We start from the raw sequence: 25,618 nt of genomic DNA on the forward strand, positions 1-25,618 counted from the left end.
CATTACCACATGGTGGTGATTGCCCGGATGGTTATTTATAGTCAGAATCCGGTTTTCAGTGGAAGAGTATCGTGATGTAATGTCAACAAAAAGCTGTCTTGATAACCGTGGCGTATAGTTGAATTGAGGTATCACCGGAATTTTTTGAGGTTAGCAAAGAGATGTTCTGGCATTGAAAATGCTAGTATTTTAAACAATGACAGTACGATTGATGATTTTTCATACTCATTTTTGTTCATGACAATGCAGAATTGAGAGTCATTTCAGGAGAGACACTAGATAATCATTATAAAAAATATGAGATGGGGGAGCAGGTATTATGTTTTTTAAAAAAAAACATGAGCAGGATGATAGCCGGATTGAAGAAAAACCACCGGAACAGACTCAACTGGAAAAAGTCAGGCAACAGATAAGAGAAGCGGAATTGCCCGTGAGGCAAGAGAGGCAGCGGAGAAGGAGGTTGAAAAACTGGAAAAAACTGATGCTGCTGTAGCAGAGTATTCCATTGGCTGCAATTATATTGATTTTATTTTATCCCTGCCATGGAATGCGTCGTCCACCGGTAACTTCGATGTTTCCAGGGCAGAAACATTATTGAATACCCGCCACTGTGGTCTCGATGAAGTCAAGCAGCGGATTCTTGAATTTCTAGCAGCCAAAACCCTCCGGGGAACAGTACAGGCAAGAATTCTCATCGTTGATGATGAGGAGATTGCTCGAACCAATATGGAACATGTCCTGCTGAAAGATGGCTACAGCTGTTTTCCCGCTTCAAACGGTCTTGATGCTCTGGAAATACTTTCCAGTGGCGATATTGACCTGGTAATTACCGATCTGAAAATGGATCGTATGGACGGAATGGAACTCCTGGGACATATCAATCGGGTTTCTCCCGAAACTCCCGTAGTTATGGTTACCGGTTTTGCCACAGTCAATTCTGCAGTGGAAGCTTTGAAAAGGGGGGCTGCACATTACCTTGGAAAGCCCCTTAATCTTGATGAACTTCGCAAAACCGTCAAGGAAGTACTGGAAAAGAGATTGATGACGGAAATGGGCAAGGGACCCATTCTCTGTTTTACCGGTCCTCCGGGAACTGGTAAAACTTCTGTTGGCAAGGCCATAGCAGAAGCCCTCAATCACCATTTCGTCCGTATGTCCCTGGCCGGGCTGCGGGATGAGGCGGAACTCCGGGGTCACCGGCGAACTTATGTGGGTGCCATGCCCGGGCGAATCATTACTGAACTGAAACGGGTCGGGGTTAATAATCCGGTTTTCATGCTTGATGAGATAGACAAGATCGGTCAGGATTTTCGGGGTGACCCCGCATCAGTTCTTCTCGAAGTGCTTGATCCTGAACAGAACGTAAAATTTATGGACCACTATCTCGATCTGCCCTTTGATCTTTCAAAAATCATGTTTGTGGCAACAGCCAATGATCTATCGAGACTGCCGGGACCTCTTCTTGATCGCATGGAGATAGTAGAGTTTTCCGGATATACAGAGAGAGAAAAACGGGAAATAGCCAGGCAGTTCATGATTCCACGACAGCTTAAGGCAACCGGGCTGAACAGGGCGGATATACAGTTTTCTGATGATGCCGTATCCAGAATTATTAATGATTACACAAGAGAGTCAGGACTGCGCGGCCTTGAGCGGGAAATTGCAAATATCTGCAGAAAACTTGCTCTGGTTTATCTGAACAGTGATGGAAAGGATGAGCTCCTCAATATTGACGGAGAAGTTATCAGGGGATTTCTCGGTCCCCGGAAATATCATCGTGAAGCGGCAGGGGTCTGCAACAGGCTTGGCATTACAACAGGCCTTGTCTGGACTGAGGTCGGGGGAGAAATAATAAGTGTTGAGTCGGCGTTAATGCCGGGAACCGGTCATCTTATTCTTACCGGTTCCCTTGGGGAAGTTCTGCGTGAATCGGCGCAGGCCGCCCTCAGCCTTATTCGCAGCCGGACAGGAGAATATGGTGTTCCTGATGATTTTTTCAAGGCCAGTGACCTGCATATTCACCTGCCTTCAGGGGCAGTCTCAAAAGATGGACCTTCTGCCGGGATTACAATTTTTGCTGCATTGCTGTCTCTTCTCACAGGAAGGGTGGCAAGAGCCGATACGGCCATGACCGGAGAGATGACTCTCAGCGGCAGGATCTTGCCCATCAGCGGTATCCGTGAAAAGCTGTTGGCAGCACAGAGGGCCGGGATTTCAAGAGTTCTCCTGCCCGAAGCCAACAGGGATGAAGTGGAAATATTGTCAGATGATGTGAAGGAAGGGCTTGAAATAATTCTTGTGCGGGTTGTGGATGAGATTATTGAGCATGTACTGGCAGAAAGTTGACTTTGTGTTTCGGGTGGTCTGATTCAGGCATCAGGGTTTTCAAGATCATACCGCTTGATTTTCCGCCAGAGGGAGACCCTGTCTATGCCGAGCAGTTTTGCGGCTTTGGACTTGTTTCCTTCAACTTTGTCCAGAACTTCCCGGATATAGCTTTTTTCATGTTCCACAAGTGACGGCCAGGGGTCGCTGTTGGACCGGGTGGGGATGATCAAATCGTTTCGCAGATCGACGGGGAGATGGGGTGGCATGACAATCTCGTCATGGCACTCAATGAGGATCCTCTGGGCGATATTTTCAAGTTCTCGTATATTTCCAGGGTATTCATACTGCTTGAGACGTTCGATTACTTCACCGGAAAGCTGGGGGATGTCTTTCCCGGCATGGGCATGTTTAACCATGAAATGATTTACCAGCAGAGGTATGTCATCTCTGCGCTGGGCAAGGGGGGGACACGAATTGTGATAACATCAAGACGGTAAAAGAGATCCATCCTGAAGGTGCCATTCTCCGCCTCCTGTTTCAGGTCTTTGTTGGTTGCTGCAAGAATCCTTATATCAATAGGAATTTCCCTGGATCCCCCAACCCGTCGCAGGGTTCTTTCCTGGAGAACCCGCAGCAGCTTGACCTGCATGGAAAGAGAGAGTTCACCTATTTCATCAAAAAAGACTGTACCTCCTTCCGCCAGTTCCAAAAGCCCTTTCTTTTCCCTGTTTGCCCCTGTAAAGGCTTCTTTTTCGTGGCCGAACAGTTCATTCGTTATCAGTTCTTCGGTAAATGCACCGCAGTTGAAGGCAACAAAACGACCCTTTGCGCGTGGGCTCAATTCGTGAATTGTTCTCGCCACCAGTTCTTTGCCTGTCCCGGTTTCTCCCAGAATCAAAACATTGCAGTCAAGTTGTGCCACCTGGGTTATTCTTTCACGCATGGCCTGGACAGCAGGACTCTGGCCGATGATCCGGGACGCTCCCGCATTGTCCGATAGCTGCTTTTTCAGGGAACGGATCTCTTTCTGCATACCACTTTTTTCAAGTGCCTTTCCGACAAGAACTTTGAGCTCTGCCACATTGACAGGTTTAGGGAGGTAATGGTACGCACCCTGTCGAATTGCCTCAATGGCTGTCTCAACGCTGGAATATCCTGTGATGACCACCACTTCAGTTGCCGGCCACCTTTTTTTTGTTCCGTTAAGAACAGCGATACCGTCTTTTCCCTGCATCCGCAAATCAGTAAGGACCAGGTCAACTTCTCTTTTCTCAAGAAGTGAAAGAGCAGTTTCTCCGCTGTCGGCAACTACAACATCATATCCTTCCTTTTCCATTATCAGGGCCAGATTCTCCCTGGCAATGGCTTCATCATCCACGACAAGGACGGTTTTTCTGTCTGAAGAGGTCATTGTAGTTGTTTCTAGCCCAGGGGGAGTTTGATATGGAACGAAGCACCCTCCCCGGGAGTGCTTTCAACGGATATTTCTCCATGGTGCCGCTGGATTATACCGTAAACGACGGAGAGGCCAAGACCAGTCCCCTTGCCCTCTTCTTTCGTGGTGTAAAACGGGTCGAACAGTTGTCCGCGTATCTCTGTCGGAATACCCTGACCAGTATCGGTAATTTCTATCAGCACACTGTTTTCCTGTTCATCGACTCTGGCGGAAATAGTAATTGTTCCCTGGTGCTCAATTGACTGGGAAGCGTTGATGAGAAGATTGAGGAACACTTCCTGCATCCTCTGTATATCCACAGGCAGGACCAGGTCTTTCGGAACATTGACTGTAATGATAATATCTGCCGGAATCTGACTTTTTACCAGTTCTACGGCTCGATTGACAATATTGACGAGTGTTGAAGGGCGGAGGGTGAATTCCTGCAATCTGGAAAATTCGAGTAATCCCTTAACGATATCCCTTGCCCTGTGGGTTTCCTGTTCAATGTTTTTCAGCATTCTGCGGATCAGTTCCTGATCATTGGATTCCAGATCATCGATTGCGATCTGGCAGGAGGTGGAAATATTATTCAGGGGATTGTTGAGTTGGTGGGCCACACCGGCAGTCAGTGTGCCGATTGAAGAGAGTTTTTTAGACTGGACCAGCTGGTCCTGCCTGTGCTCAAGCTCCTGAACCATGGTATTGAATGCTTCCATGACCTGTTGCATTTCATCCCTGGTGGCGGGAATTTCCAGTTTTTTGAAACGTCCCAGGGCGATATCTTTTGTGGCTTTTTTGATGACGGTCAACGGGTCGAAAATCCGTGAAAAAATGAGAAAAGGGATGAGAATACTCAGCAGAATGGCAATAGTCGCCCAGATGACCAGTTGCTGTTTGAGTTCTTTGAGTATTGAATAAATCTGAGTATGTTCGAATTTAACCAGATGTTCACTCAATTCAACCATCTGCTGACCCTGCAGTCTTATTTTTTCAATTATATCCTTGTGCAGATCGGGGCTTGTGGGATCTGCCCTGGTGAACTGCCTGAAACTTCTGCGGTAAGTTTCAATATGACTGCTGAGTTCCTCCAGCATGGGAGCAACTTTCAGTTTTTCCACCTTATCGGACATATCCCTCTGGGTCTTCAGGGCCAGGTCAATAAATTTTGCATTTTCATGCAGTGCCTGGGGCGTATTGTATAGCAGGTAATTTTTTTCATACCGGCGAACTTCCAGGATTATATTATTGAGCTTGTAGGCCAGGCCCATGATTTGCAGTTTTTCCTCTGCTGTGCGCAGGTCTTCATAGGAAATGTATCCGATTATCAGAATCCCAATCACATAACATATATGGATGAACTTGAATCTGCCGATGAGGCTGAGGCGCAATGGTCTGAACACAAAAATACTCCACAGCTTGGCACTGAAGGCTGACGGTGAAAAGCAACAGGGCTCAAGAATTTGTTTATCCCGAATTTCCCATGAAAGCATGGCTGAGCCTTTTAGTCGAGCTCTGCCGGTCAAGGGAAAAATATTATTTTACTCTTTTGTGTTTACCAAAATATAAAGGAAAAGTAAATAGTTGGGAATTGCAGTTGAATCGTCATTCATTTCATTGCTGAAAATCATATAGAGACGCCTGGAAAAGTGTTTTTGTATAATTCTGTGCGGGTGAGGAAAACAGTTCACGGGATGGTCCGCTTTCAACGATTTTTCCGTTCTGCATGACAACTATATAGTCCGCCATGGCCCTTATAACCCGAAGGTCATGGGATATGAAAATATAGGTCAGGTTATGCTTTTCCTGCAGTGTGAGGAGGAGATCAATGACCTGGGCCTGAATGGTAACATCAAGCGCTGAAGTCGGTTCATCCAGAATCAGCAGTTGTGGTTTCAGGATGATTGACCGGGCAATTGCAATCCGTTGGCGTTGTCCTCCGGAAAATTCATGGGGATAACGATAGATCATGTCCGCCGTCAATCCAACTTCTTCCAGCGTTGCAAGGATCCTGGTTCTTCTATTGGCTCGATCAAATTCCGGGAAATGGATTTTCAGTCCTTCTCCAATGATCTCTTCAACGGTGAGCCTGGGTGAGAGAGAAGAAAAAGGATCCTGGAAAACGATCTGCATGTGTCGACGAAGGCTTCGTATCTGTCCACTATTTAACTGTGCCAGGTCTTTTCCGTTGTAGACTATTTTGCCTTGACTGGGGTCAGTTTTAAAATGGCAAAGGCGAGCGTCGTTTTCCCGGACCCGGATTCACCGACTATACCGCATGTGGTTCCCCTGTGAAGTCGGATAGTTGCCTTGTTCACCGCGGTGATCCGGGTTTTTTCACGTCTGAGGAACTGGCCCCAGCTGCGGGCAGTGGCAAAGAAACAGCTCAGGTTTTCAGTTTCAAGGAGAAGTGGAGATTTTGAGATCTCCTTCTGTTTATGTTCCCTGGTTGTAAGGGAAAGGAGTTGGCCTGCGTAACTGTTCGAATGAGAAGAAAAAAGCTGCTCTGTCCTTCCCTGTTCGACAATGAAACCATTTTTCATAAGGACAAGCTGGTCGGCATTTTTTTTAACCAGACCAAGGTCGTGGGATATCAGGAGGAGGCCCATATTAAATTCCATCTGGATATCATGAATAAGCTGCAGAATCTGGGCCTGGATTGTTACATCAAGCGCAGTGGTCGGTTCATCGGCGATCAGCAGTGCCGGTCTGCAGGCAAGAGCCATGGCTATCATGACACGTTGCCTCTGGCCACCGGACAGCTGATGGGGATAGGCTGTCATGCATCGTTCCGGATCAATGATACCACACCGGTCAAGTAATCGTATGGCTTCTTTTTCCGCTTCTTTTTTTACCATCCTGCGGTGGATGAGAAGAGGCTCTTTAATCTGGTTGCCCACGGAGAAAACAGGGTTTAGAGAACTCATTGGTTCCTGGAAAATGATGGCAATCCGGTTTCCTCTGATTATGCGCATTTCCTCAAAAGGAAGTTTTTGCAGATCCCTGTTTTCAAAAATAATGGAACCGGTAGTGCTTATTGTACTGTTTTCCTCAAGAAGGCGCAGGACGGAATAAGCTGTGACGGATTTTCCGGAGCCCGATTCACCGACCAGGGCTGTTGTTTTACCCTTGGGGATGGTGAAGGAGATATTATGGAGGACCTGGGTTTGAACAGGGTTATTCTGTTCGTTACGTCCATGGAACCAGAGGTTGAAGTTGTCGACCGTCAGCAGCATGGGGAATTCTGCTTAATAACGTATGTCAAAAGAGCTGTACGATTTGTCTGTCTCAGAGTCATAAACGAGCACTTCATCTACTTTTGAATGAGGAGATCCATCATGGAACCAGTCGAGCATTGACCTGACATATTCTTCCTCCCCGGAGAGAAGCGCTTCAACGGAACCATCGGGAAGATTGCGGACCCAGCCGGTCAAGCCGAGACTGACGGCCTGTCTTTTCGTGTAGTCACGAAAGAACACACCCTGAACTTTTCCTTTTACTATGACTTTTTTGCTAATCATGCGGAGTGTACCTGAAATCCAAATTCATGACGGTTTTGTGTTCTTATTGCAATAGATCGCAAAAGCGGTAAGAACTCTCAATCCGGCGAATTAAAATCATTTTTCTTCCAGCCAATTTCCAGGAATTCAGTTGTTCAAATAGATCAAGGAGATCCGTTGCTATGGAGAATGGCAGAAATTTCATGGTTGGCTGCTTTGGCCATTTCATTGAACGATGTCGTCATTCCTATATCATAGCGGTTTTCTGAAAATTTTTCTATACGTACTACTTTTCCAATCAGAAGAACAGATGAATTATGCCCTGTTTCCACCTTGACTTTGATCAGGGCGCCGATGGGCAGCGGATGTTTGTTTTCAAAAAGAATCCCGCCGACACAGATATCCTTGCTCTTACCGGAAAAGGGGATTGAGTCCTTGAAATCGAGTTCTTTTACAAGTATCGGTTGACTGATTTTTACCCGGAGGTAACGTCTTTTTTCTTTTTTGAAATGGGAAATCCTGTTTTTTCCAGCCCCTTTGGAAAGATAAAGAGCGCTGTCTGCCATGGACAGCAGTTGAGTTGGGTTGTCAGAATTGAGAGGGTATGAAGCCAGACCGCCACTGATGGTTATTCTGAGGGTATCAGATTTATGGGAAAATAGATGCAACTCAATTTCCTTTCGTATTCTTTCTGCAAGGATAAACGCATTGATGCTGTCTGTGTGGGACATGAGCAGGATGAATTCCTCACCGCCGAACCTGGCTGCGATATCACTGTCCCTTTTTTCAAGATTAATGATACCGGCAGTCTGTTTCAGAACTTCATCCCCAGCCAGATGACCATAAGTATCATTTACCTCTTTAAAATTGTCGATATCAAGAAAAAGTACCGTGAGATCAGTGTTGTATCGTTTTGCCAGGGAAAGCTGCTGGGTAAATGTTTCGTCAAAATATGTTCTGTTGAAAAGGCCGGTAAGCTGGTCATAAATAGTGTCCCGAACTACGTTCTCATAGTATGTGGTTTCGATGAGTCGCGGGTGAGAGAGATGTTCAGTTGAGGTTTGCAGAAAATCGCTGAGGGCAGTTGTTATGTCGACATATCTTCCCAGGAGTTTCATGAGTTTCAGCCTGTGTTCAAGGGATTCCCGCCAGAATCGGCTGCCTTTTTTCTCGGGGATGTCTATGCCTGCCAGAATTTTGAAAACTGCAGTATACACTTCAGGTCCGGAAGCTTTGGAATAATCGTCGATTTTGGCAATAAATTCCTCATCACTGGAGGCTTCCACCTTATATTTATATACTGTGCTTTCTGTTTGATTCATGCAGTTTTATCAGGCTCCTCATAGTTTACAGTCTGTCGTCCAGTAATCTTCGAATTAATAACATGAAAATGGAGCTGACTGCAACAGGAACTTTTTCAACGCCAAGGGAATCGACAATTTAAACGACCATGGTTTCAGCACGGATTATCCGGCTCTCAACTTTGAACCGGGAATCCCTGAAATGGGCTAACCCGCATTTTTCATCAGTTCAGGCGGCGTCAGCTACAAAATTTTCAAGAGTAAATAATAGTGGCCTATATTTACTGTTGAAATATTGCAGAAGATGGCGTCGCCTGGGCTGACCTTGGGTGAACATTGTGTCAATTTTGTTCGACTACTGATAGTTGGCTAATTATTTGTATTCTACAGCTCATCTCAAAATTGACACAATGTTCATGAGAAATGCGGGCTAAAAGCTTGGTAGTTACCCACATCTGGAAATCCTGGGACGCAGACACTTTCTTATATTTGATATCAAAGGAGTGTTGTGGGGTGTCAGCAGTTCAGTGGAGAAGAATTCGGGTAATCTGTCGTCAGCTGCAGCGTGTGTTATCCTCCACCGATCATGGGAAAGATGGCCAGCATGCAGTTCTCCTCTAATACTGAATCGAAAGCTGCATGCCTGGAATTGATCATGAGTACGCCCACCTCTTCCCGGTCAATGCCAAGGGAATCGACAATTTCACCTACCGTGGTTCCATCCGGGATTTCCCGGTTCTCAGCTTTGAACCGGGAATCCCTGAAATAGGCGAAAAGTTTGATGGTCACCCGCATTTAGAAATCCCAGAATGTTGCGATTTCCTCATCACTGAAATCAAAAACAGTGTTGTGGGGCGGCAGCGGTTCGGTGTAGAAGAATTCGGGCAGTCTGTCGTCCGCTGCAGTGAAACCGGCAGCACTGTTAAACGCGCGTTCCGTTTTGAGAATACTCTGTCCCAGGCTCACAACATCATCCCCGGTAAGGTTGAGATCAAAGCGTGCATTGAGCATGTCCACCAGAGCCGGGAGGCATGTTTCGTTATCAAGGGCTGCAAAGGCGATAAAAAGACACATGCCAGTGGAATCGATGGCTGCGGTGGCCACCTGCAGATTCCTCGACAGCTCAACCTGGCCTTCCTTTGTCAGGGGATCAACATTGCCACCGACGTTGAGGATATTGGTGGCAATGGTATATCCCATGGTATGGTCGGCACCCTGGGTGGAGGTGGCATAGGTTATGCCGATACCCTTGATGGCCCGTGGGTCATAGGCGGGTATGGCCTGGTTCTTCACAACCGGTACCCTGGTGAGCCCAAAAGCCCTGCCCACGGCTCCAGCACCGTTGCCAATAATGCGACCGAGAGCACTCCCCGAGGCGACTTCTTCTTTCAAAATTCTGCAGACACCAGCACCATCGCCAAATTCGAGTACACCGCCCTCCATGGCTACCCCCATGGCTACAGAAGTTTCAATGGTGTCGATGCCGATGTCATCCATGATCCTGTCGGCTTCGGCAATATGATCAAGGTTATCAACACAACAGTCGGCTCCCATGGCCCAGATAGATTCATATTCAAACCCGGAGGTGAGTTTTTCCTTTTTGGCATCGTGATAGACCTGAGAACACTGAATGACACATCCAGCGTGGCAGTTGTGCTTGACCTTGCCGCCCCGTTCGAGGATGGTGTCATGCATGGTTTCACCGGAAATAGCCTCATGGCCGTCAAACTGGCCGCTGGTGAAGTTACGGGTGGGCAGTCCTCCGGCTTCGTTGATGATGTTGACCAGGACATTGGTGCCATACTGACCGAGTCCCTGGCTGATCGGGTGGTCCACAAGCGCCTTGGCAAAGACCCGGTTGGCCTGTTTGAATTTGTCCGGATCGGCGATGGCCACTTTCCCGTCTTTTGGATCAATGGTGATAAATTTAATTTTCTTGGAGCCCATGACGGCACCAAGACCACCACGACCACTGGATCTGAGACCTCCATCCGGATCCTTGATGGAAATATTGGCGGCAGCGAGCCGCATTTCTCCGGCCTGGCCGATGGTGAGAACGGCCTGTTTACCTTCAAGCCGGCTATCGAGGACGGAGAGCACTTCAAAATTGCCTTTTCCGATCAGTTCTGTCTCTTCATTGATGGTGATGCCCTCGGGGGTCAGCGCCAGGCTGTACCATTTGTCCTCCCCCGGCACCCCTTCAATGATAATGGCCTTGCATCCTGCTCTGGCGAGGAGCTGGGCAGCTGTTCCGCCTGCGTTTGACTCCTTTATTGTACCTGTGAGAGGGCTTTTGGCGCCGATTGAGATTCGTCCGGAGTTTGCTGCTACAGTGCCGGAGAGCAGGCCCGGTGCGATGACCAGTTTATTGGCAGAACCAAGAGGGTGACATGTGGGGTTCACTTCCGCGGCAACAATGGTTGATGTCAGGCCGCGACCACCGTGTCCGGCCCACTCCGCCGGAACTTCTTCAACGGATGTGGTAAGTGTACTCATATTGACTCGAAAAATTTTATCAGTCATATTTTTCTCCTTTTAAGGTTGATTCAGGTGAATGGAAAATGAACAATAAAGGAACCCTGAAGCTAGAATGTTTTTATCATTGTTCATATAGAACCTTGCCGCAATCCCGCAGGTTGTAACCTCCCAGGGAAAGAATTGTTTCATGAAAAGTGCTATCCGTACGAATCAGATCAAGAACGGTTTTTACTTTGCTCTCTTCTAAAAAGGTTTTTGGTATAATGAGATCGTATCTTTCTTCAGCTATTGGTACAAAATCAAGGCCAAGGGCATTGGCGGCGGCCCGGATGCCAAGGCCCGCGTCAACGCTGTTGCTGGCAACCGCAGCAGCTACTGACATATGGGTGTATTCCTCATGCCCGTATCCCTGGAGATCAGCAGGATCAATGCCTTCTTCGGCCAGAATCTTGTCGGTCAGCAGCCGGGTGCCGGCACCATTCTGGCGATTGATGAAAATATGACCTTTATCCGCCAGATCTTTGAAACTCTGAATGTTTTCAGGATTTCCGGGGGCGACAATCAGGCCCTGTTCCCTGTAACAGAGGTTTATAAGTTGCAGGGGAATGTCTTTCAGGAAGCGCTGGATAAAGGAAATATTATATTCTCCTGTTTTTTCATCGAGGAGATGAGTCCCGGCAATATGGGCCTCTCCCCTTCTGATGGCCATAAGTCCACCCATGGAGCCCACATGGGCGGATGAGATACGGACAATGGGACGTTGCCGATGCAGCTGATTGGCCAGCAGATCGAGAATATTATCGTGACTGCCTATGAAAACAAGAGTTGCGTCAATATCGTTGCGGGAGCGGAGAAGCTCGATTTTCACTTTTTCCCCCGCGCCTACACCTTCGCTGCCTGTGGGAATGGTAAGCAGTCCATCGCCTCTCACCAGGGACATGACAACGCCCGCTCCTTTGCCGGATGGTGTGGCCATGAGGGTTTCGCCCACCTTGCCCAGGGTTATCTGGACGAACTGATCGACGCCCATGGCGGAGTGAAGAGGGCGCGACATGACCGCTTCAATTATCTGGGGTTCGGGTCGTGGCAATGCCAGAAAGTCATAAATCATATCGCGCACAAAAAGGCGCATGGTGAGCAGGGCGGAGACGGGATACCCCGGCAGACCGATTACAGGTGTATCCCCAACCATTGAAAGAATAACCGGTTTTCCAGGTTTGATGGCCACCCCATGGATAATTACTTTTCCAACTTCGGCCAGGACTCTTGCACTGTAATCCCGGGTTCCGGCGGAGGCACCCGCGTTAAGGATAACGATATCATTTGTCCGGGCAGCAGCTTTAATTGTCTCCCTGAGTTGCTTCGGGTCGTCCAGGACCGGCAGGCCTCTTGTTGCCACGCAACCCCATTCATTGAGATAACCGGCTAGAATCCGGGAATTGAACTCTATAATGTTTCCGGCCTTTGGGGCCTGGTCCGGCTGGATGAGTTCCGATCCTGTGGGAATTACGTGGGCCCTCGGGGGGCAACGGACTTCTATTTCCGTGACACCCGTGGCCAGCATAGCACCTTGGTCGATGGGTCGAATCCTGTGTCCTTCCGGCAGGATCAGTTCCGTTGCCACCAGATCTTCACCGATGGTTCTGACGTGCTGCCAGGGGGTGGCCGGCATGTGCAGTTCAACAGTGTCTTTATCGATCTGATGAACATCTTCAATCATAACAACAGCGTTAAACCCTTCTGGAATGGCGTTTCCTGTGTTGACGGGAACAAACTGTTCTCTGGTCAACCGGACAGGAGCTGCTTCCGTGGCGCTGCTCAGGTCGGAAAAATGGACAGCAATCCCGTCCATAGCGGCAGCATTGTAGGAGGGGGATGACCTGTGGGCAAAAACCGGATGAGCGGTAATACGCCCCAGGGAATCATCGACTTTGACGTTTTCCACCGGAGATTTACTGTAGAACCCGCATTCATCGAGTGCTTTTTTCCAAATGGTCATGGCTTCGGCCAGGACCGTATTACGCACATATATATTGTGTTGTCTGCTCATTGGTAGAGATATACAAGAACTTGGTCATCTCTGGAAACGCCTTGGTTTTCCTCATCAATCACAAAAAATCCGTCAGCCCTTGAGAGGGTGGAGATGGAACCGGATTTGCCAAGGATGGGGTAGGCCGTCCATGTGTCGTTCTCGAGTTTGAGTTTTACCCGCACCAGATCACGTCTACCGGCAGCGGAGTTGATATTACGGCTTAAAACACAGCTGAGGCCGGGCTCGGGGAGGATTTCATTTTTTCCTTGGAGGGCACGGATTGCCGGGCCGACAAAGAGATCAAAACAGACCAGTGCAGAAACAGGGTGACCCGGAAGGCCAAAAACAGGAGTGGCTCCGCTCATCCCGATTAAGATGGGTTTGCCCGGTTTGAGAGCGACACCATGAACAAGGATTCCGGGAGGACCAAGGGTCTCGACCGCCTGTTCACCCAGATCCCGAACACCAACAGAGCTGCCCCCGGAAAAGAGTACGATATCATTTTCCTGCACTGCTTTCTCAAGAGCGGGAAAAAATATATCCCTGTGGTCTGAAACGATCCCGTAGTCGGTTACTTCTCCACCGAGCCGCCTGACCATGCCGGTCAGGGTCAGGGAATTTATGTTTCTTATCTGGCCTGTCCGGGGTTTTTCCTGGAAAGGAATTATTTCATCTCCTGTGGAGACAATACCGACCCTGATTTTTTTATACACATTTACTTCGGCAATTCCAAGTCCTGCCAGCAATCCGAGGTCCTGGGGGCGGAGGAGATGCCCTTCACTCAGGGCCGTAGTATCCCTTTTTATATCCTCGCCTTTTCTGATAAGGTTTGTCCCGGCACCCACACCCTTGATAATCTCAATCATGGTGTCATCCACGGGGACGGTATGTTCAAGCATAACGACACTGTCGGCCCCGGTGGCAGCAGCCCGCCCGTGGGAATTTTGAAACAACATCCTTTTTTGACCTTACCCACCGGCATTTCTCCCATGATCACCTCTCCCGTAATATTCAGGTAACAGGGCATGGAATGACTGGCACCGAATGTGTCCGCCGCTCTCACCGCATAGCCATCCATGGTTGAACGGTCCTTTTCGGGGAGATCCTCCGGAGAAATAACAGGATAAGACAGGATTCGATCAAGAGCCTGATGCAGGGGGATCCGTTCTTCCTGCCTGGTCAGACTCTCAAGGTTTTTCCTGAGAATCAAAAGGGCGTTATCAACCGTAATCAAACCGGTTCTGCCAAGCATGTCCCTGGGATTATCTGAGTGAGTCATGGGTGGTGGTAATTGTCAGTTTAATTCGGGGAAAATCAGCAAGAAGAAAAGGAAAATCCTCCTTGTTCACAGTTTTCCCGGAGAGTACACACTGTTTGATCTGTGAAAGCAGCGAAGGACGTTTTGCCAGATAATTCAATAAATGTCCAGTCTTTATGATGATTGAATTTTGCAGCAGTTCCGGTCCCCTGTCAAAAGCGATGGAGTTAAACAGTTTGAGCGTGACAGTAACTTTTTTTGTCTCTATATTCTGAGTGTTTTTTTTGTCTGGAGTGGTGCGCAGGGCGGCATGAAAACTGTTCCGTCTGAAAATTGCTCCTGCAAGTCCCGGCATGGCCGCAGAAAGAGCGAGGACTGGATTTTTTCCGGACAGAGGAGTGGTGAGGTCGTCCACTGCAGTACCGTCCAGGAAGATTGTCTGCACGATGTCCGCTATGTAATCTACTGTAAAACCGGGAAGTCCGTCGAGAAAACGAGCGACGGGTTCATAAGGTGGACATTTGATTTCTATACCGGACTGCAATAAAGTAGTATAAAATGACATGTCCCGGGGATTGATTGTGAGGGAAAGTTCAGGTGTTTGTATGGCTTTTTCCATGGACGATGCTCGAATCATTTCAGAATAGTACCTGAATCCTGAAACCGTTCCGGATTCAGGGGGAAGGTAAAAAACGATTAATACCTGATTAAGGCGCACTGTTCCATATTAAGGTACTCTGACGATTTTAGCAAAATTAATGTTGGATGCAGTTAAAAAAATCTGTTTACCCTCAACCTCATGCATATCTTCAGGTTCATAAGTGTCAGGCTGATTTTTTTTAGTTGCAGGATTCAGCTGATATTCATGGTGTTAAATTTTTAAAAATGGAAAGACAATGACAGTAGACAAGCTGAAAAAGTATGCGGGGTACTCCGAGTTTTCCGGTCCCGTGGTACTTGTAATAATGGATGGTGTAGGCATTGGACCCGGTGATGAAAGTGATGGGGTCCATATGGCAAATACCCCGGTTCTTGACCGGCTTTTCCAGGAGAAACTTTTTACCCGCCTGAAGGCTCATGGTTCCGCGGTTGGTCTGCCTTCTGAAAATGATATGGGAAATTCCGAGGTGGGGCATAATGCCCTTGGTGCAGGCAGGATCTTTTCCCAGGGGGCGCAACTGGTGAATGAGGCAATATCTTCCGGTTCGGTTACTGCAGGATCAAGTTGGGCAATGATACGACAATGTGCCGAAGCGGGTGGAACAATACATTTCATCGGTCTCGTCTCCGATGGTAATGTGCACAGTCATATTGATCATCTTTTTGGTCTGCTGGATCAGTGTTCTGCAAACGGATTTAAAAAAGTCAGGGTTCATGCCCTTCTGGACGGACGTGATGTGGACCCGAAGAGTGCTCTGAATTATATCAAGCCACTTGAGGAGAAACTGAGCCGGCTTTCAGGAAACGGAGCCGATTATAGAATTGCTTCCGGGGGTGGCAGGATGATAACCACCATGGATCGCTACAACGCAAACTGGTCCGTTGTGGAAAGGGGATGGAAGGCCCATGTTCTGGGGGAAGGCAGGTTCTTTTCATCAGCTTCCGAGGCGGTGTCAACCTATTACAGTGAAGACCCGGAGATGACCGATCAATATATGGAAAGTTTTGTCATTGTGGAAGATGACGTTCCTGTCGGTACCATTGAGGATGGGGATGCCGTCGTGTTTTTTAATTTCAGGGGAGACCGGGCCATTGAGATTTCCAGGGCTTTTGAGGAAGACGGTTTCAGTGAATTTGACCGGGTGAGAAAACCGGATGTTTTTTATGCCGGATTGATGCAGTACGATGGTGATGCGGAGATTCCTGCGAATTACCTGATCGAACCACCGGCCATCAGCAAGACCCTCGGCGAGTATCTCTGCAGGGCGGAAGTGAGTTCCTTTGCCATTTCAGAAACCCAGAAGTTTGGTCATGTGACCTATTTCTGGAACGGTAACAGGTCTGGTTATATCGACGAAAAGTTTGAGCTTTATGAAGAAATCCCGTCGGACAAGATAGAATTTGATCAGCGTCCATGGATGAAGGCGGCGGAAATTACCGACAGGGTTCTTGAGATAATTGCCGGAGCCAACCATAAATTTATCCGTCTCAACCTGGCAAACGGAGATATGGTGGGCCACACCGGCTTTCCTGCCTCCATTCGCATTGCTGTGGAAACGGTTGATATATCACTGAAAAGAATACTCGATGCAGTTCAAAAAGCCGGTGGTATAACCGTTGTCACGGCTGATCATGGTAACGCCGACTGTATGTGGAAGAAGAAAAACGGCACAATTACACCCATGGTGGCCCATACCCTCAACCCTGTACCTTTCATTGTGAAGGATTACAGCGACAGCAACAGTTTTACAATGGCCGATATCCAAAATCCAGGACTGGCCAACGTGGCAGCAACCCTGTGTGTTCTCCTGGGTTACATTCCGCCGGATGATTATGAACCATCATTGCTTGAGTGGAAATCCTCTACAACAGATAGTTGACGAAAAAAAAATTATGACTGAACGAATCAGTAAATCGGCAAGAAAAAGAAGATTCAAACAGGAGGAAGCCGCGGCTGAAGAACTGTCCAGGCTTTCAGACAGGGATCTCAAGGTGTTTCCCGGTGGCGAGGCAGTGAGGTCGGAAATTATAGCCTGCAGGGGATTGAAGGGTGGAGCACGGAAAAGACAGGTCAAGTATCTTGCAAAGGTGATGCGCCAGGATTCCATGGATGATCTGCTCGACTATCTTGCAGAAAAAAAAGGTTCTGCCGTAAAACGGACAATGGCCCACAAGGAGGCGGAGAGATTGAGGGATGTTGTCATTAATGAGGCGATGGATTTCCAGCAGTTCTGCCTGCAGAATGGAGAAGAGTGGGAGCCTGACTGGCCCGGTGATGAAATTGCCTCCATTGTCGCAGCTTATCCGTTGAATGAGAGAGAGTTGAGGCAGTCCGTGTTCCAGTATACCAGAACACGGATTCATTCCCATTACCGGGAGGTGTTCAGGATCCTGAAGGCTGCGGTGGATAAGAAAGATATGCTGGACAGGATCAGTCCGGAAAAGACCTGAATTCAATCTTCACCGGGGACCTGTGTATATCCAGAAATCCCCGGTGAAAGGGAAACAATTATACCTCAATCCTGCACTTCGATGCCTCGTATCTTCGGCAAGATTGCCAATTGCAGCATTGAGGTTATACCTTAAAATTATTGACGATTGTTGTCAACCTGCTGGAAAGATCATGCAGGGTGTCCGCGCTGGTCTTCACCTCACCGCTGCTTGCTGAAATATGCGTGGACGAGGTGTTGACGCTGGTGATGTCCCTGGCAATGGAGTCGGCAACAACCGATATCTGATTGACATTTTCATTGACTTCTCCCAGTCCCTGCGATGCCTGTGAAATATTGGTTGCGATTTCCCCGGTTGCTGCAGACTGCTCTCCAACAGAGGTGGAAATGGTGGCGATGATTTCATTCACCTGCTTGATGACACTGCAAATTTCATCAATTTCCTTTGTGGTTCCGGAAGTGGTCACCTGAACCTCATTGATCTGATTCTTAATGTCGAAGGTCGCTTCGGCTGTCTGCTTGGCCAGCTCCTTGATTTCATTGGCAACCACGGCAAAACCTTTGCCTGCCTCTCCGGCCCGTGCTGCCTCAATTGTGGCATTGAGGGCCAGCAGGTTGGTCTGCTCCGAAATTTCCGTGATAGTTTCCGTAACTTTGTTGATCGCCTGGGCCGCAATCGACAGCTCACTGATTTTTTCAGATGTGCTTTCCGCCTGTTTAACAGCTTGTTCTGATATGTCCCTGGCCTGCTCTGAATTGGCTGCAATCTCACTGATTGTCGCTGTCATCTCTTCTGCAGCACTGGCCACCATTGTCGTATTTGTAGTCGATTCCTCCATCCCTGCGGCAACGCTGTTCAGGTTTGAGCTCATTTCTTCTGCCGCGACGGCAACACTGTCTGAAAGTTGAGATGTCTCACTGGCATTGTCATGCAGTTCTCGGGAGATGGTTGAAAGACCGGTTGCTGACTGGGCCACTTTCTTGCTGTCGTCGGCAATCTGGGAGATGATTTTTTGAAGTTTTTCAATAAAGACATTAAACCAGGTTGCCATTTCACCAACTTCCTGTATTGGTGCCACGGGTAGCCGCATGGTAAGATCACCTTCGCCCTCGGCAATATCTTTCAGGCCGGCAACTGCCTGGTTGATTGGCCGGATAAGAGCTTTGGAGGCGAAATAGATGAGGGTGGAAATCAGCAGAAGAGATATGGCCCCGATTCCCATGGTGCTGTTTCTGATGGTTGTTGCTGCTCCAAGCAGTTCGTCCTGGTTCTGGGTTATCCCAACGCTCCAGCCTGTGGTTTTAATGGGAGCGTAGCCAGCAATTTTTTTGGTATTTTTAAATTTATACTGATCTATACCACTTTTCCCGGCCAGCATGTTCCGGGTGATTGTTTCCATTCCTTTTAACGTGTTCAGATCGAGGTTGAGTATGAATTTTTCCTTCGGATGAGCAATAATGATGCCGGAGCTGTTGATCATAAAAGCGTAGCCGGTTTTTCCGACAGTCTTGCTTGAAACCAGTTGAGTCAGGGTGGTAGCTTTCATGGGCATGCCGAAAATTCCGAGAAACTCACCGGAATCGGAGAGAATGGGAGCGCAGACAACGGAAATGAGAACTCCCGTGGACTTGGAGCGGACCACATTACCAACCACCGCATTCAGGCTCTGTTTTGCCTGTTTGAAATACCCCCTGGTAGAGACATCAGAGCCCTTGTATTCCTTTCCTCCGGATCTTTCACCGGTATATAGTTTGCCGTTGACGTCGGTTACAAAAATACCGAGATAATTCGAGCCCAGGTGTTTATACTTGTTCTTCATATCGGCTCGAAGAATTTTTATATCTTCTGCTGTTCCAGCGATTCCGTTGTTTTTTACCTTCTGCGCAACTGAACGGACAAGGCTGTCTGATGCGAGGGCCAGTACAATTTTTTTCTCTTCAATGAGGATATGTTCCACCAACGTTGCCAGATCTTCAGCTCCCGACCGGGCATTGGATGTCGCAAGGTGTTCAAGAGCTCTGGATGCTTTGTTGGTTGAAAGATAGCCGACAACAAGAAGAGGGAGGATTACGGCAATACAACCTCCGGCAATAAGACGGAATCCAATAGATTTAGTATTCATAGTCAGTGTATAGTGTAATAATTTTATAAACTGCCAGAACCGGATATCCGGGTAACGGCGATTTCATTGATTAATTGTTTATGGGCATGAGACGGAAATTTTCCAACTCGTGCTCCGGGTCTGCGCTTCCGATAGCCTGCATTTCCAATCAGTTCAGGCGGTGTCAGCTTCAAAGGCCTTGGAGTCTACGCGTATCTGAACTCGAAAAGAAGCCATTTGTGGACAGTCACTAGTTAATGGTATGAAAAAAAACAGGCCCGAGTCAAGGGAGAACAGAAAAGAATTTTAGAGTATATCTCTTCTGTTTTTCTCACTATAGCGGAAGTTTTGTCAGGTTTTTCAGTAAGCAAAGATGGAAGCCAGAGAAATGGTTCAGGGAGGTTTGAATGTCTATTAAGGCACTTGCATTGGATTTATACCGTGCTCATAAGGTGGTAGGTGAGCTCAGGAAGACTCTGGAAAAAGCGTCTGCCGATGAGCAGGAATTATTGAAAAATGAACTGAAAAAAGCAGAAAACGAATACCGGATACTTCGGAATATGCTTGATGGAGAAAAAGACACGGCCTCTTCAAGGAAGCGATTTTCACGTTTTTCCAGTTTTGGGTAAGCCTGGTTTTTCATCGGACCTCGTCACTGTTTACATAGGCATAGGCACTGTGTTTATGTATGGATTCAAAACTTTCAACACCGGCTGAAAACCAGGTAATTTTCTGGTTCTCCAGGGCTGAGACAGCAACTTTTCTGACCACGTCTTCTACAAACATGGGGTTGTTAAAGGCTTTTTCCGTCACGTATTTTTCATCCGGTCGTTTCAAAAGCGCGTACACTTCGCATGAAGCTGATTCTTCAACCATTGTTATCAGGTCTTCTGCCCAGATAAAACTGTTGAATTTTACATTGAGGGTAATTTCGGCCCGCTGGTTGTGGGCACCGTCCTTACTGATTTCCTTTGAACAGGGACAGAGTGTTGTTACCGGAACACGGACACTTAAAATAAAGCCTTCGTCCTCTCCGATGCCCCCGGAGAAGGTGCAACTGTACTCCATCAGGCTGTGGGTATTGCTTATGGGAGCCTTTTTCTTTATAAAATAGGGGAATGACATTTCCAAGCGTACACTTTTTGCCTGGAGTTTTTCCTTTACTTCAGAAAGAATGGATGAAAAACTGGTGACGGAGATTTCTCCAAGGGATTCGTTGAGAATAGACAGAAACGTTTCCACACAGTTTTCCGTCTGTTCTTCTTCGAGCCGGGCCTGCATGCAGATTGTCGCGATTGTGTTTTGCAGGTTACCGCTTTTTTCCTTTACCCGTACGGGAGTTTTTATATCTTTTAAACCGACAGTTTGAATGTGCATATTCCTATTCCAAAATCTGGTTTATTGCAGGTGCTGGCTCGACAGTGGTTTTAAAATCCATATTCTGTTCTGAGTGATTTGTACCCTTTTTCATCATCTTCGACAACAGGCTTTTATTTTTCATCAAATATGTGTACTTTTGCAATCTCCGGCAAACAAAAAAACTCTTCATTTTTCTTCAATCCAATGAAAAAAACTCAACCGGATACAGTTAGATTGGATAAATGGCTCTGGGCAGCCAGGTTTTTTAAGACGCGCTCACTTGCCGCAAAGGCTGTAAACGGCGGTAAGGTCCATCTGAACGGAGCCAGAACCAAGGCTGCCAGGGCGGTGAAGGCCGGAGATGATCTCTTTATTACCCGTGGCGGAGTGGAATTCAAGGTAAAGGTTCTTGGCCTCTCCCTCTACAGGCGACCGGCGGTGGAGGCACGTCTGCTTTATGAGGAATATGAGGAAAGCATCAAGGCACGAGAGGAAAAAAGGGAGTTACGGCGCATGTTTAACGCAGGTTTCTCCTCACCGTCTAAAAAACCGGGTAAACGTGATCGCAGGAAAATAAAGGAGTTTGTCAGGAAGGGGTAGGAATATTACTCTATTGCCACAGGAAACGAACCAGAAAGGGGCATGAAGAGGATGCTCTGTTTTGGGGAGAGAGACGAATATATTGGAGAAAACTATGAAAAAGATAGAAAGGGCCTTGATCAGTCTCACTGATAAATCGGGAATCGAAGGCTTTGCGACCGAACTCGTCGAATTGGGCATTGAACTGCTTTCCACGGGAGGAACAGCAAAAAAACTGCGGGACAGCGGACTGACCGTTATGGATGTTTCCGAGTTTACCGGTTTTCCTGAAATGCTTGACGGGCGGGTAAAAACCCTCCATCCACTGGTGCATGGCGGTATTCTCAACCAGCGGGAAAATGAGGAACATCGGAAACAGTGCGCAGAACACGGAATTAAAAATATCGATATCATCGCCGTCAATCTCTATGCCTTTGAAAAAACAGTGGCGGATCCGAACTGCAGTCTGGCGGATGCCATTGAAAATATCGACATTGGCGGTCCCACAATGCTGCGGGCGGCAGCCAAGAATTTCAATGATGTTACAGTTATTGTCGATCCGGCGGATTACCCTGTGGTGTTGCAGGAGATTAAAGAGGGCGGCAATACAACATTGAAGACAAGATTCAGGCTGGCGGCCAAGGTGTTTGCGCTCACCTCTAAATACGATACGGCCATTTCAGCCTGGCTCGACAAGGTAGATGTGGATAGCAACAGTTACTTTTCCGGAGAATAATCATGCAGAAAATGGCGGTTTTGCTTTCGGGTAGCGGGCGGACACTGGACAATTTTCACAGCCGCATACAGGAGGGGAGCCTGGCCGGGGAAATTCAGGTGGTCATATCCAATGTGAAGGATGTTCTCGGTTTGCAGAAGGCAGTTAATTACGGTTACCCGGCTTTTCATGCGGCAGATAATGATGAGATCAACAGGATCCTGGCCGACTATGAGATCGATATCATCTGCCTGGCCGGTTACCTTAAACTGTATAGTCCTCCGGAAAAATTGAAACGGGCTGTAATCAATATTCATCCCTCGCTTATCCCTTCTTTCTGCGGTGATGGTTATTACGGGAATATTGTTCACCGGGCAGTGAAAGCAAGGGGCTGTACGGTAAGCGGCTGCACGGTTCACTTTGCCGATGAAAATTATGATGAAGGACCGATCATCCTGCAGAAAACGGTCGAAGTCGGCTATAATGATGATATTGACACCATCGCCACTACAGTTTTTGCAGCGGAATGTGAGGCCTTTCCGGAGGCGATAAACAGGGTGAATGAGATGGGTATTGATTTCTTCTGGGACAGGGTGGCCAAGTGAGTTCTGACAGAGAGATCAAAAGAAAAACAATCTTGACGGAAAAAGACATTGACCTGGCTGTTCAGCGGATTGGTCTGCAGATCCTGGAGAGGAATCACGACTGTAGTGCCCTTGCCCTTGTCGGTATCCATACCTGCGGGGTTGACCTTGCCCGTCGACTCCTTGATTTCATTGAAAAACAGAGCGAGGTCCAGCTCGGCTTCGGTACGCTGGATATCAATCTCTACCGGGACGACTGGAGCCTGATGAGTCAGAATCCGGTGGTCAAGACAACTGATATCGGCTTTGACGTGGATAATGCTGATATTATACTGGTTGATGATGTCATTTTTACAGGTCGTACTATCCGGGCTGCCATGGACGCCATTATGGATTACGGCCGTCCCAACAGTGTTCAACTGGCCGTGCTGGTGGACCGGGGAGGGCGTGAACTACCCATCCAGCCAGACTATACCGGTATGTGTGTCAGTGTCAGAAACAGGGAGAGAATTCAGGTTTCTTTCGCGGAGAGTGGTACTTTCTGTGAAGTATCCGTTGAAAGCTGATGGCACGGGTTGAACTTCTGGCACCCGCCGGAAACAGTGAAAATTTTCTTGCGGCCATGGACGCGGGAGCAGATGCCGTCTATGTTGGTGCTCCTGGATTTAATGCGCGAAACCTGGCAAGGGAATTGCGGCTGGAAGAAATAGCGGCAATGATTGCTTACTGCCGCGAACGGGGTAAAAAACTTTATATAGCTGCAAACAGCCTTGTTCTTGAGCGTGAGCTGCCCGCTGTTATAAACAGTCTTGCCTTTCTCCAGGAACTGGAACCGGATGGTCTTATCGTCCAGGATCCCGGGATTGTTCACCTTGTCAGCCAGTACTTCCCCGATCTTGCCCTCCACGCCTCCACCCTGATGACAGCCCACAATTCAGACAGCGTGAATTTTCTTGCTCAGCTCGGTTTCAAGAGGGTCGTGCTTGCCCGAGAGTTGACCCTGAAGGAGATTGCCACAATAGGCGAACGCTGTCCCCAGATGGAGCTGGAGGTCTTTGTTCATGGTGCCATGTGTTTTTCCTATTCGGGGCTCTGTCTCTTCTCCTCTTACCTGGGTGGAAAAAGTGGTCTGCGGGGGCGCTGTGTTCAGCCCTGCCGCAGGTCGTATACCCTGGCATCCAATCGTGGAAGTGGGAAAAGCGGGAAAGGAGGCTATCTCTTTTCCATGAATGATTTGGCCGGATTCGAATCCCTGGAATTGTTGCGCAAGGCCGGGGTTGTCTCTTTCAAAATCGAGGGGCGGTTGCGGTCCGCCCATTATGTGGATCATATCGTCAGAGCCTATCGCCTGGTGCTGGATGCCGGTCCCGCGGATATGGAGAGGGCAGTGGCTGAGGCTGTACGTCTGGCAGAAGAGGCCATGAGCAGAAAGACGAGTTCGGGATATTTCTTTTCTCCCCAGCCTGCCGGGGCGATAACTCCATTTCATTCCGGTAATATGGGTACCCATCTTGGTCGGTTTTCCACGATAAAAAAAGCAGGTAAAGAGTCCATTTGCCGCTTTGTTCTGAAAAGTGCGCTGGCTGCAGGGGACAGGGTCCGCCTCCATATGGAGCCTTCAGGCGAACGTATTGCCTTTCGCCTGAAAAAACTCTTCGTTGCCGGAGAAGAGAGAAAAAAAGCGAACGCCGGCGAGCGGGTTTCCCTGGCTATACCGGAAAAAGTTGCAGGATTTTTTATAAAACATGTTGATGTCTACAGAGTTGATGGCGGGGTAACCAGACGACAGGGTGCAGGACTTGATTCGGTAAAAGCAGGAGAAAAACTGGCTGTTATTTCTGCGGGGGTAAAGGGGCATGTTACTGCCATCTCCAGAGAGGCCTGGGTACCATGGGGGCAACCAACGCAGGAGCAGACCAGGCAACGAAGGTCACCTGCAAGACGCTCTGCCAGGCAGATACCCACGGAATGGTGGCTCAAGACTGATTCCATTAAATCTGTACAGTACCAGCTACCGTTTTCCCCTGATCGCCTGCTGCTCTGTTTTGAAAAATCACTGGTTTCCCAGGCCGGGATGGTGAAACGACACCTTGGGAGAGAGGCAAAAAAAGTCATCTGGGCTCTACCACCCCTTGTCATGGAAAATGATCTGGCGAGGGTCAGGAAACAGATCAAACTGCTTATTCGTTCCGGTTTCAGGAGCTTTCAACTTGGCCACAGCAGTCAGCTCAGTTTGTTTAAGAACGAGAAGGTGCGGCTTTTCGCCGATTACACACTTAATCTGATGAATAACCGGGCTCTTTTTTTTGCCGAGGAAATTGGTTTTGACGGGGTGCAGCTGGCAATAGAAATGGATAAATCGTCCCTGGCAGAAGCCGTGGCCGGTTACAGGGAGTTGCGAAAACGAGAATGGCTCGGTGAGAAAAATGTCCATCTCTCTCTGGGCCTCACGGTGTATGGTTCACCGGCCCTCTATACTTCGCGCCTGGCTCTGACGCAGTCTCAAGCAGGGAAGTCGGTGGTCAGTCCCAGAAAAGAGCCCTTTGTTATTAGAAAAAAAGAGGGTTTCAGTCAGACATTTCCGCAAAAACCGTTTTCCCTGCTGCCGTGGCTCGGCGAACTGAAAGAGCTGGGTCTTGACTATGTGGTGGTGGATGTCAGTGGAGGCAGATTTAATAAAAAGGAGCAGCAGGAGCTGAAGGAACGGCTGGCGGGAAGCGGTCGCTACACCAAGCTCTCTACCTTTAATTATTTCGGCAAGCTCGATTAAAGAAAGTGATCAGGGGTGAGGTAAATGAAAACACAGAGTTACAAATCCTGTGACCAGTTACCGATTA

At 48.2% G+C, this 25,618-nt stretch carries 21 protein-coding genes and 3 pseudogenes; 10 read left to right on the forward strand and 14 right to left on the reverse strand.

Annotated features, from left to right (window positions below):
- Positions 1 to 319: 319 nt before the first annotated feature.
- Positions 320 to 493: a hypothetical protein gene (locus LO777_RS04855; RefSeq protein ID WP_228856419.1), complete on the forward strand. Its 174-nt coding sequence runs from the start codon at positions 320 to 322 to the stop codon at positions 491 to 493.
- 101 nt (positions 494 to 594) lie between these two features.
- Positions 595 to 2,346 carry an endopeptidase La gene (gene lon, locus LO777_RS04860; protein ID WP_228856420.1) on the forward strand — a complete coding sequence of 584 codons (1,752 nt, stop codon included), beginning with the start codon at positions 595 to 597 and terminating at the stop codon, positions 2,344 to 2,346.
- Between the two features lie 23 nt (positions 2,347 to 2,369).
- On the opposite strand, the gene LO777_RS04865 is transcribed toward lon, so the two are convergent.
- The 12 genes and pseudogenes from LO777_RS04865 to LO777_RS04925 all read right to left on the reverse strand — a co-directional run bounded on the left by LO777_RS04865 (position 2,370) and on the right by LO777_RS04925 (position 14,969).
- Complete coding sequence (locus tag LO777_RS04865; protein WP_228856421.1) at positions 2,370 to 2,744, reverse strand: helix-turn-helix domain-containing protein; 375 nt, start codon at positions 2,742 to 2,744, stop codon at positions 2,370 to 2,372.
- Positions 2,745 to 2,752: 8 nt separating this feature from the next.
- Positions 2,753 to 3,739 carry a sigma-54-dependent transcriptional regulator gene (locus LO777_RS04870; RefSeq protein ID WP_228856422.1) on the reverse strand — a complete coding sequence of 329 codons (987 nt, stop codon included), beginning with the start codon at positions 3,737 to 3,739 and terminating at the stop codon, positions 2,753 to 2,755.
- Positions 3,740 to 3,750: 11 nt separating this feature from the next.
- Positions 3,751 to 5,166, reverse strand: coding sequence for a sensor histidine kinase (locus LO777_RS04875; protein WP_228856423.1), 1,416 nt, complete (start codon positions 5,164 to 5,166; stop codon positions 3,751 to 3,753).
- Positions 5,167 to 5,377: 211 nt separating this feature from the next.
- Positions 5,378 to 6,999 (reverse strand): annotated as a pseudogene (locus LO777_RS20930) (ABC transporter ATP-binding protein).
- Positions 7,000 to 7,011: 12 nt separating this feature from the next.
- Positions 7,012 to 7,284 (reverse strand): acylphosphatase, encoded by a 273-nt coding sequence (locus tag LO777_RS04890; RefSeq protein ID WP_228856425.1) that lies wholly within the window; start codon positions 7,282 to 7,284, stop codon positions 7,012 to 7,014.
- Between the two features lie 143 nt (positions 7,285 to 7,427).
- Complete coding sequence (locus LO777_RS04895) at positions 7,428 to 8,585, reverse strand: diguanylate cyclase (protein ID WP_228856426.1); 1,158 nt, start codon at positions 8,583 to 8,585, stop codon at positions 7,428 to 7,430.
- Between the two features lie 549 nt (positions 8,586 to 9,134).
- Complete coding sequence (locus LO777_RS04900; protein ID WP_228856427.1) at positions 9,135 to 9,359, reverse strand: MoaD/ThiS family protein; 225 nt, start codon at positions 9,357 to 9,359, stop codon at positions 9,135 to 9,137.
- Positions 9,360 to 11,087 carry an aldehyde ferredoxin oxidoreductase C-terminal domain-containing protein gene (locus LO777_RS04905; protein WP_228856428.1) on the reverse strand — a complete coding sequence of 576 codons (1,728 nt, stop codon included), beginning with the start codon at positions 11,085 to 11,087 and terminating at the stop codon, positions 9,360 to 9,362.
- Positions 11,088 to 11,163: 76 nt separating this feature from the next.
- Positions 11,164 to 13,092: a molybdopterin biosynthesis protein gene (locus LO777_RS04910; protein WP_268907512.1), complete on the reverse strand. Its 1,929-nt coding sequence runs from the start codon at positions 13,090 to 13,092 to the stop codon at positions 11,164 to 11,166.
- The gene (locus tag LO777_RS04915; protein WP_407929117.1) at positions 13,089 to 13,787 is read right to left on the reverse strand and encodes a molybdopterin molybdotransferase MoeA; all 699 of its coding nucleotides are present in this window, start codon (positions 13,785 to 13,787) and stop codon (positions 13,089 to 13,091) included. The genes LO777_RS04910 and LO777_RS04915 overlap by 4 nt, the downstream gene beginning before the upstream one ends.
- 75 nt (positions 13,788 to 13,862) lie before the next feature.
- Positions 13,863 to 14,353: pseudogene (locus tag LO777_RS04920) on the reverse strand (gephyrin-like molybdotransferase Glp); the annotation flags it as partial.
- The gene (locus tag LO777_RS04925; protein WP_228856432.1) at positions 14,337 to 14,969 is read right to left on the reverse strand and encodes a hypothetical protein; all 633 of its coding nucleotides are present in this window, start codon (positions 14,967 to 14,969) and stop codon (positions 14,337 to 14,339) included. The pseudogene LO777_RS04920 and the gene LO777_RS04925, both read right to left, overlap by 17 nt.
- A 259-nt stretch (positions 14,970 to 15,228) precedes the next feature.
- Here LO777_RS04925 and gpmI point away from each other — a divergent pair, with 259 nt between their 5' ends.
- On the forward strand, positions 15,229 to 16,872 hold the full coding sequence (gene gpmI, locus LO777_RS04930) for a 2,3-bisphosphoglycerate-independent phosphoglycerate mutase (protein ID WP_228856433.1): 1,644 nt from the start codon (positions 15,229 to 15,231) through the stop codon (positions 16,870 to 16,872).
- A gap of 13 nt (positions 16,873 to 16,885) precedes the next feature.
- Complete coding sequence (locus tag LO777_RS04935) at positions 16,886 to 17,443, forward strand: DarP family protein (protein ID WP_228856434.1); 558 nt, start codon at positions 16,886 to 16,888, stop codon at positions 17,441 to 17,443.
- Between the two features lie 124 nt (positions 17,444 to 17,567).
- Here the strand turns inward: LO777_RS04935 and LO777_RS04940 are convergent, their stop codons facing one another.
- The gene (locus LO777_RS04940) at positions 17,568 to 19,565 is read right to left on the reverse strand and encodes a methyl-accepting chemotaxis protein (protein WP_228856435.1); all 1,998 of its coding nucleotides are present in this window, start codon (positions 19,563 to 19,565) and stop codon (positions 17,568 to 17,570) included.
- A gap of 386 nt (positions 19,566 to 19,951) precedes the next feature.
- Here LO777_RS04940 and LO777_RS04945 point away from each other — a divergent pair, with 386 nt between their 5' ends.
- Positions 19,952 to 20,173, forward strand: coding sequence for a hypothetical protein (locus tag LO777_RS04945; protein ID WP_228856436.1), 222 nt, complete (start codon positions 19,952 to 19,954; stop codon positions 20,171 to 20,173).
- 10 nt (positions 20,174 to 20,183) lie between these two features.
- On the opposite strand, the gene folE2 is transcribed toward LO777_RS04945, so the two are convergent.
- Entirely contained in the window at positions 20,184 to 20,921 is a 738-nt protein-coding gene (folE2, locus tag LO777_RS04950) for a GTP cyclohydrolase FolE2 (protein ID WP_228856437.1), read from the reverse strand.
- A 186-nt stretch (positions 20,922 to 21,107) separates the two neighbouring features.
- On the opposite strand from folE2, the gene LO777_RS04955 reads away from it, so the two are divergent.
- The 5 genes and pseudogenes from LO777_RS04955 (at position 21,108) to LO777_RS04975 (ending at position 25,551) form a co-directional block, all read left to right on the forward strand.
- Complete coding sequence (locus LO777_RS04955; RefSeq protein WP_407929096.1) at positions 21,108 to 21,503, forward strand: RNA-binding S4 domain-containing protein; 396 nt, start codon at positions 21,108 to 21,110, stop codon at positions 21,501 to 21,503.
- Positions 21,504 to 21,597: 94 nt separating this feature from the next.
- Positions 21,598 to 22,173: pseudogene (locus LO777_RS04960) on the forward strand (IMP cyclohydrolase); the annotation flags it as partial.
- Positions 22,174 to 22,220: 47 nt separating this feature from the next.
- Positions 22,221 to 22,802 (forward strand): phosphoribosylglycinamide formyltransferase, encoded by a 582-nt coding sequence (gene purN / locus LO777_RS04965; protein ID WP_228856440.1) that lies wholly within the window; start codon positions 22,221 to 22,223, stop codon positions 22,800 to 22,802.
- The gene (gene pyrR, locus LO777_RS04970) at positions 22,799 to 23,347 is read left to right on the forward strand and encodes a bifunctional pyr operon transcriptional regulator/uracil phosphoribosyltransferase PyrR (RefSeq protein ID WP_228856441.1); all 549 of its coding nucleotides are present in this window, start codon (positions 22,799 to 22,801) and stop codon (positions 23,345 to 23,347) included. The genes purN and pyrR overlap by 4 nt, the downstream gene beginning before the upstream one ends.
- The gene (locus tag LO777_RS04975; protein WP_228856442.1) at positions 23,347 to 25,551 is read left to right on the forward strand and encodes a peptidase U32 family protein; all 2,205 of its coding nucleotides are present in this window, start codon (positions 23,347 to 23,349) and stop codon (positions 25,549 to 25,551) included. Before pyrR ends, LO777_RS04975 begins: the two co-directional genes overlap by 1 nt.
- The last annotated feature ends 67 nt before the right edge of the window (positions 25,552 to 25,618 follow it).

The organism is Desulfomarina profundi (assembly GCF_019703855.1).
Lineage (GTDB): Bacteria > Desulfobacterota > Desulfobulbia > Desulfobulbales > Desulfocapsaceae > Desulfomarina > Desulfomarina profundi.

Bases quoted from the DNA above. Each gene is read 5' to 3' on its own strand.
- LO777_RS04855 (WP_228856419.1), top strand. From the start codon at position 320: ATGTTTTTTAAAAAAAAACATGAGCAGGATGATAGCCGGATTGAAGAA.
- LO777_RS04865 (WP_228856421.1), bottom strand. From the start codon at position 2,744: ATGGTTAAACATGCCCATGCCGGGAAAGACATCCCCCAGCTTTCCGGT.
- LO777_RS04870 (WP_228856422.1), bottom strand. From the start codon at position 3,739: ATGACCTCTTCAGACAGAAAAACCGTCCTTGTCGTGGATGATGAAGCC.
- LO777_RS04890 (WP_228856425.1), bottom strand. From the start codon at position 7,284: ATGATTAGCAAAAAAGTCATAGTAAAAGGAAAAGTTCAGGGTGTGTTC.
- LO777_RS04895 (WP_228856426.1), bottom strand. From the start codon at position 8,585: ATGAATCAAACAGAAAGCACAGTATATAAATATAAGGTGGAAGCCTCC.
- LO777_RS04900 (WP_228856427.1), bottom strand. From the start codon at position 9,359: ATGCGGGTGACCATCAAACTTTTCGCCTATTTCAGGGATTCCCGGTTC.
- LO777_RS04905 (WP_228856428.1), bottom strand. From the start codon at position 11,087: ATGACTGATAAAATTTTTCGAGTCAATATGAGTACACTTACCACATCC.
- LO777_RS04910 (WP_268907512.1), bottom strand. From the start codon at position 13,092: ATGAGCAGACAACACAATATATATGTGCGTAATACGGTCCTGGCCGAA.
- LO777_RS04925 (WP_228856432.1), bottom strand. From the start codon at position 14,969: ATGATTCGAGCATCGTCCATGGAAAAAGCCATACAAACACCTGAACTT.
- gpmI (WP_228856433.1), top strand. From the start codon at position 15,229: ATGACAGTAGACAAGCTGAAAAAGTATGCGGGGTACTCCGAGTTTTCC.
- LO777_RS04935 (WP_228856434.1), top strand. From the start codon at position 16,886: ATGACTGAACGAATCAGTAAATCGGCAAGAAAAAGAAGATTCAAACAG.
- LO777_RS04940 (WP_228856435.1), bottom strand. From the start codon at position 19,565: ATGAATACTAAATCTATTGGATTCCGTCTTATTGCCGGAGGTTGTATT.
- LO777_RS04945 (WP_228856436.1), top strand. From the start codon at position 19,952: ATGTCTATTAAGGCACTTGCATTGGATTTATACCGTGCTCATAAGGTG.
- folE2 (WP_228856437.1), bottom strand. From the start codon at position 20,921: ATGCACATTCAAACTGTCGGTTTAAAAGATATAAAAACTCCCGTACGG.
- LO777_RS04955 (WP_407929096.1), top strand. From the start codon at position 21,108: ATGAAAAAAACTCAACCGGATACAGTTAGATTGGATAAATGGCTCTGG.
- purN (WP_228856440.1), top strand. From the start codon at position 22,221: ATGCAGAAAATGGCGGTTTTGCTTTCGGGTAGCGGGCGGACACTGGAC.
- LO777_RS04975 (WP_228856442.1), top strand. From the start codon at position 23,347: ATGGCACGGGTTGAACTTCTGGCACCCGCCGGAAACAGTGAAAATTTT.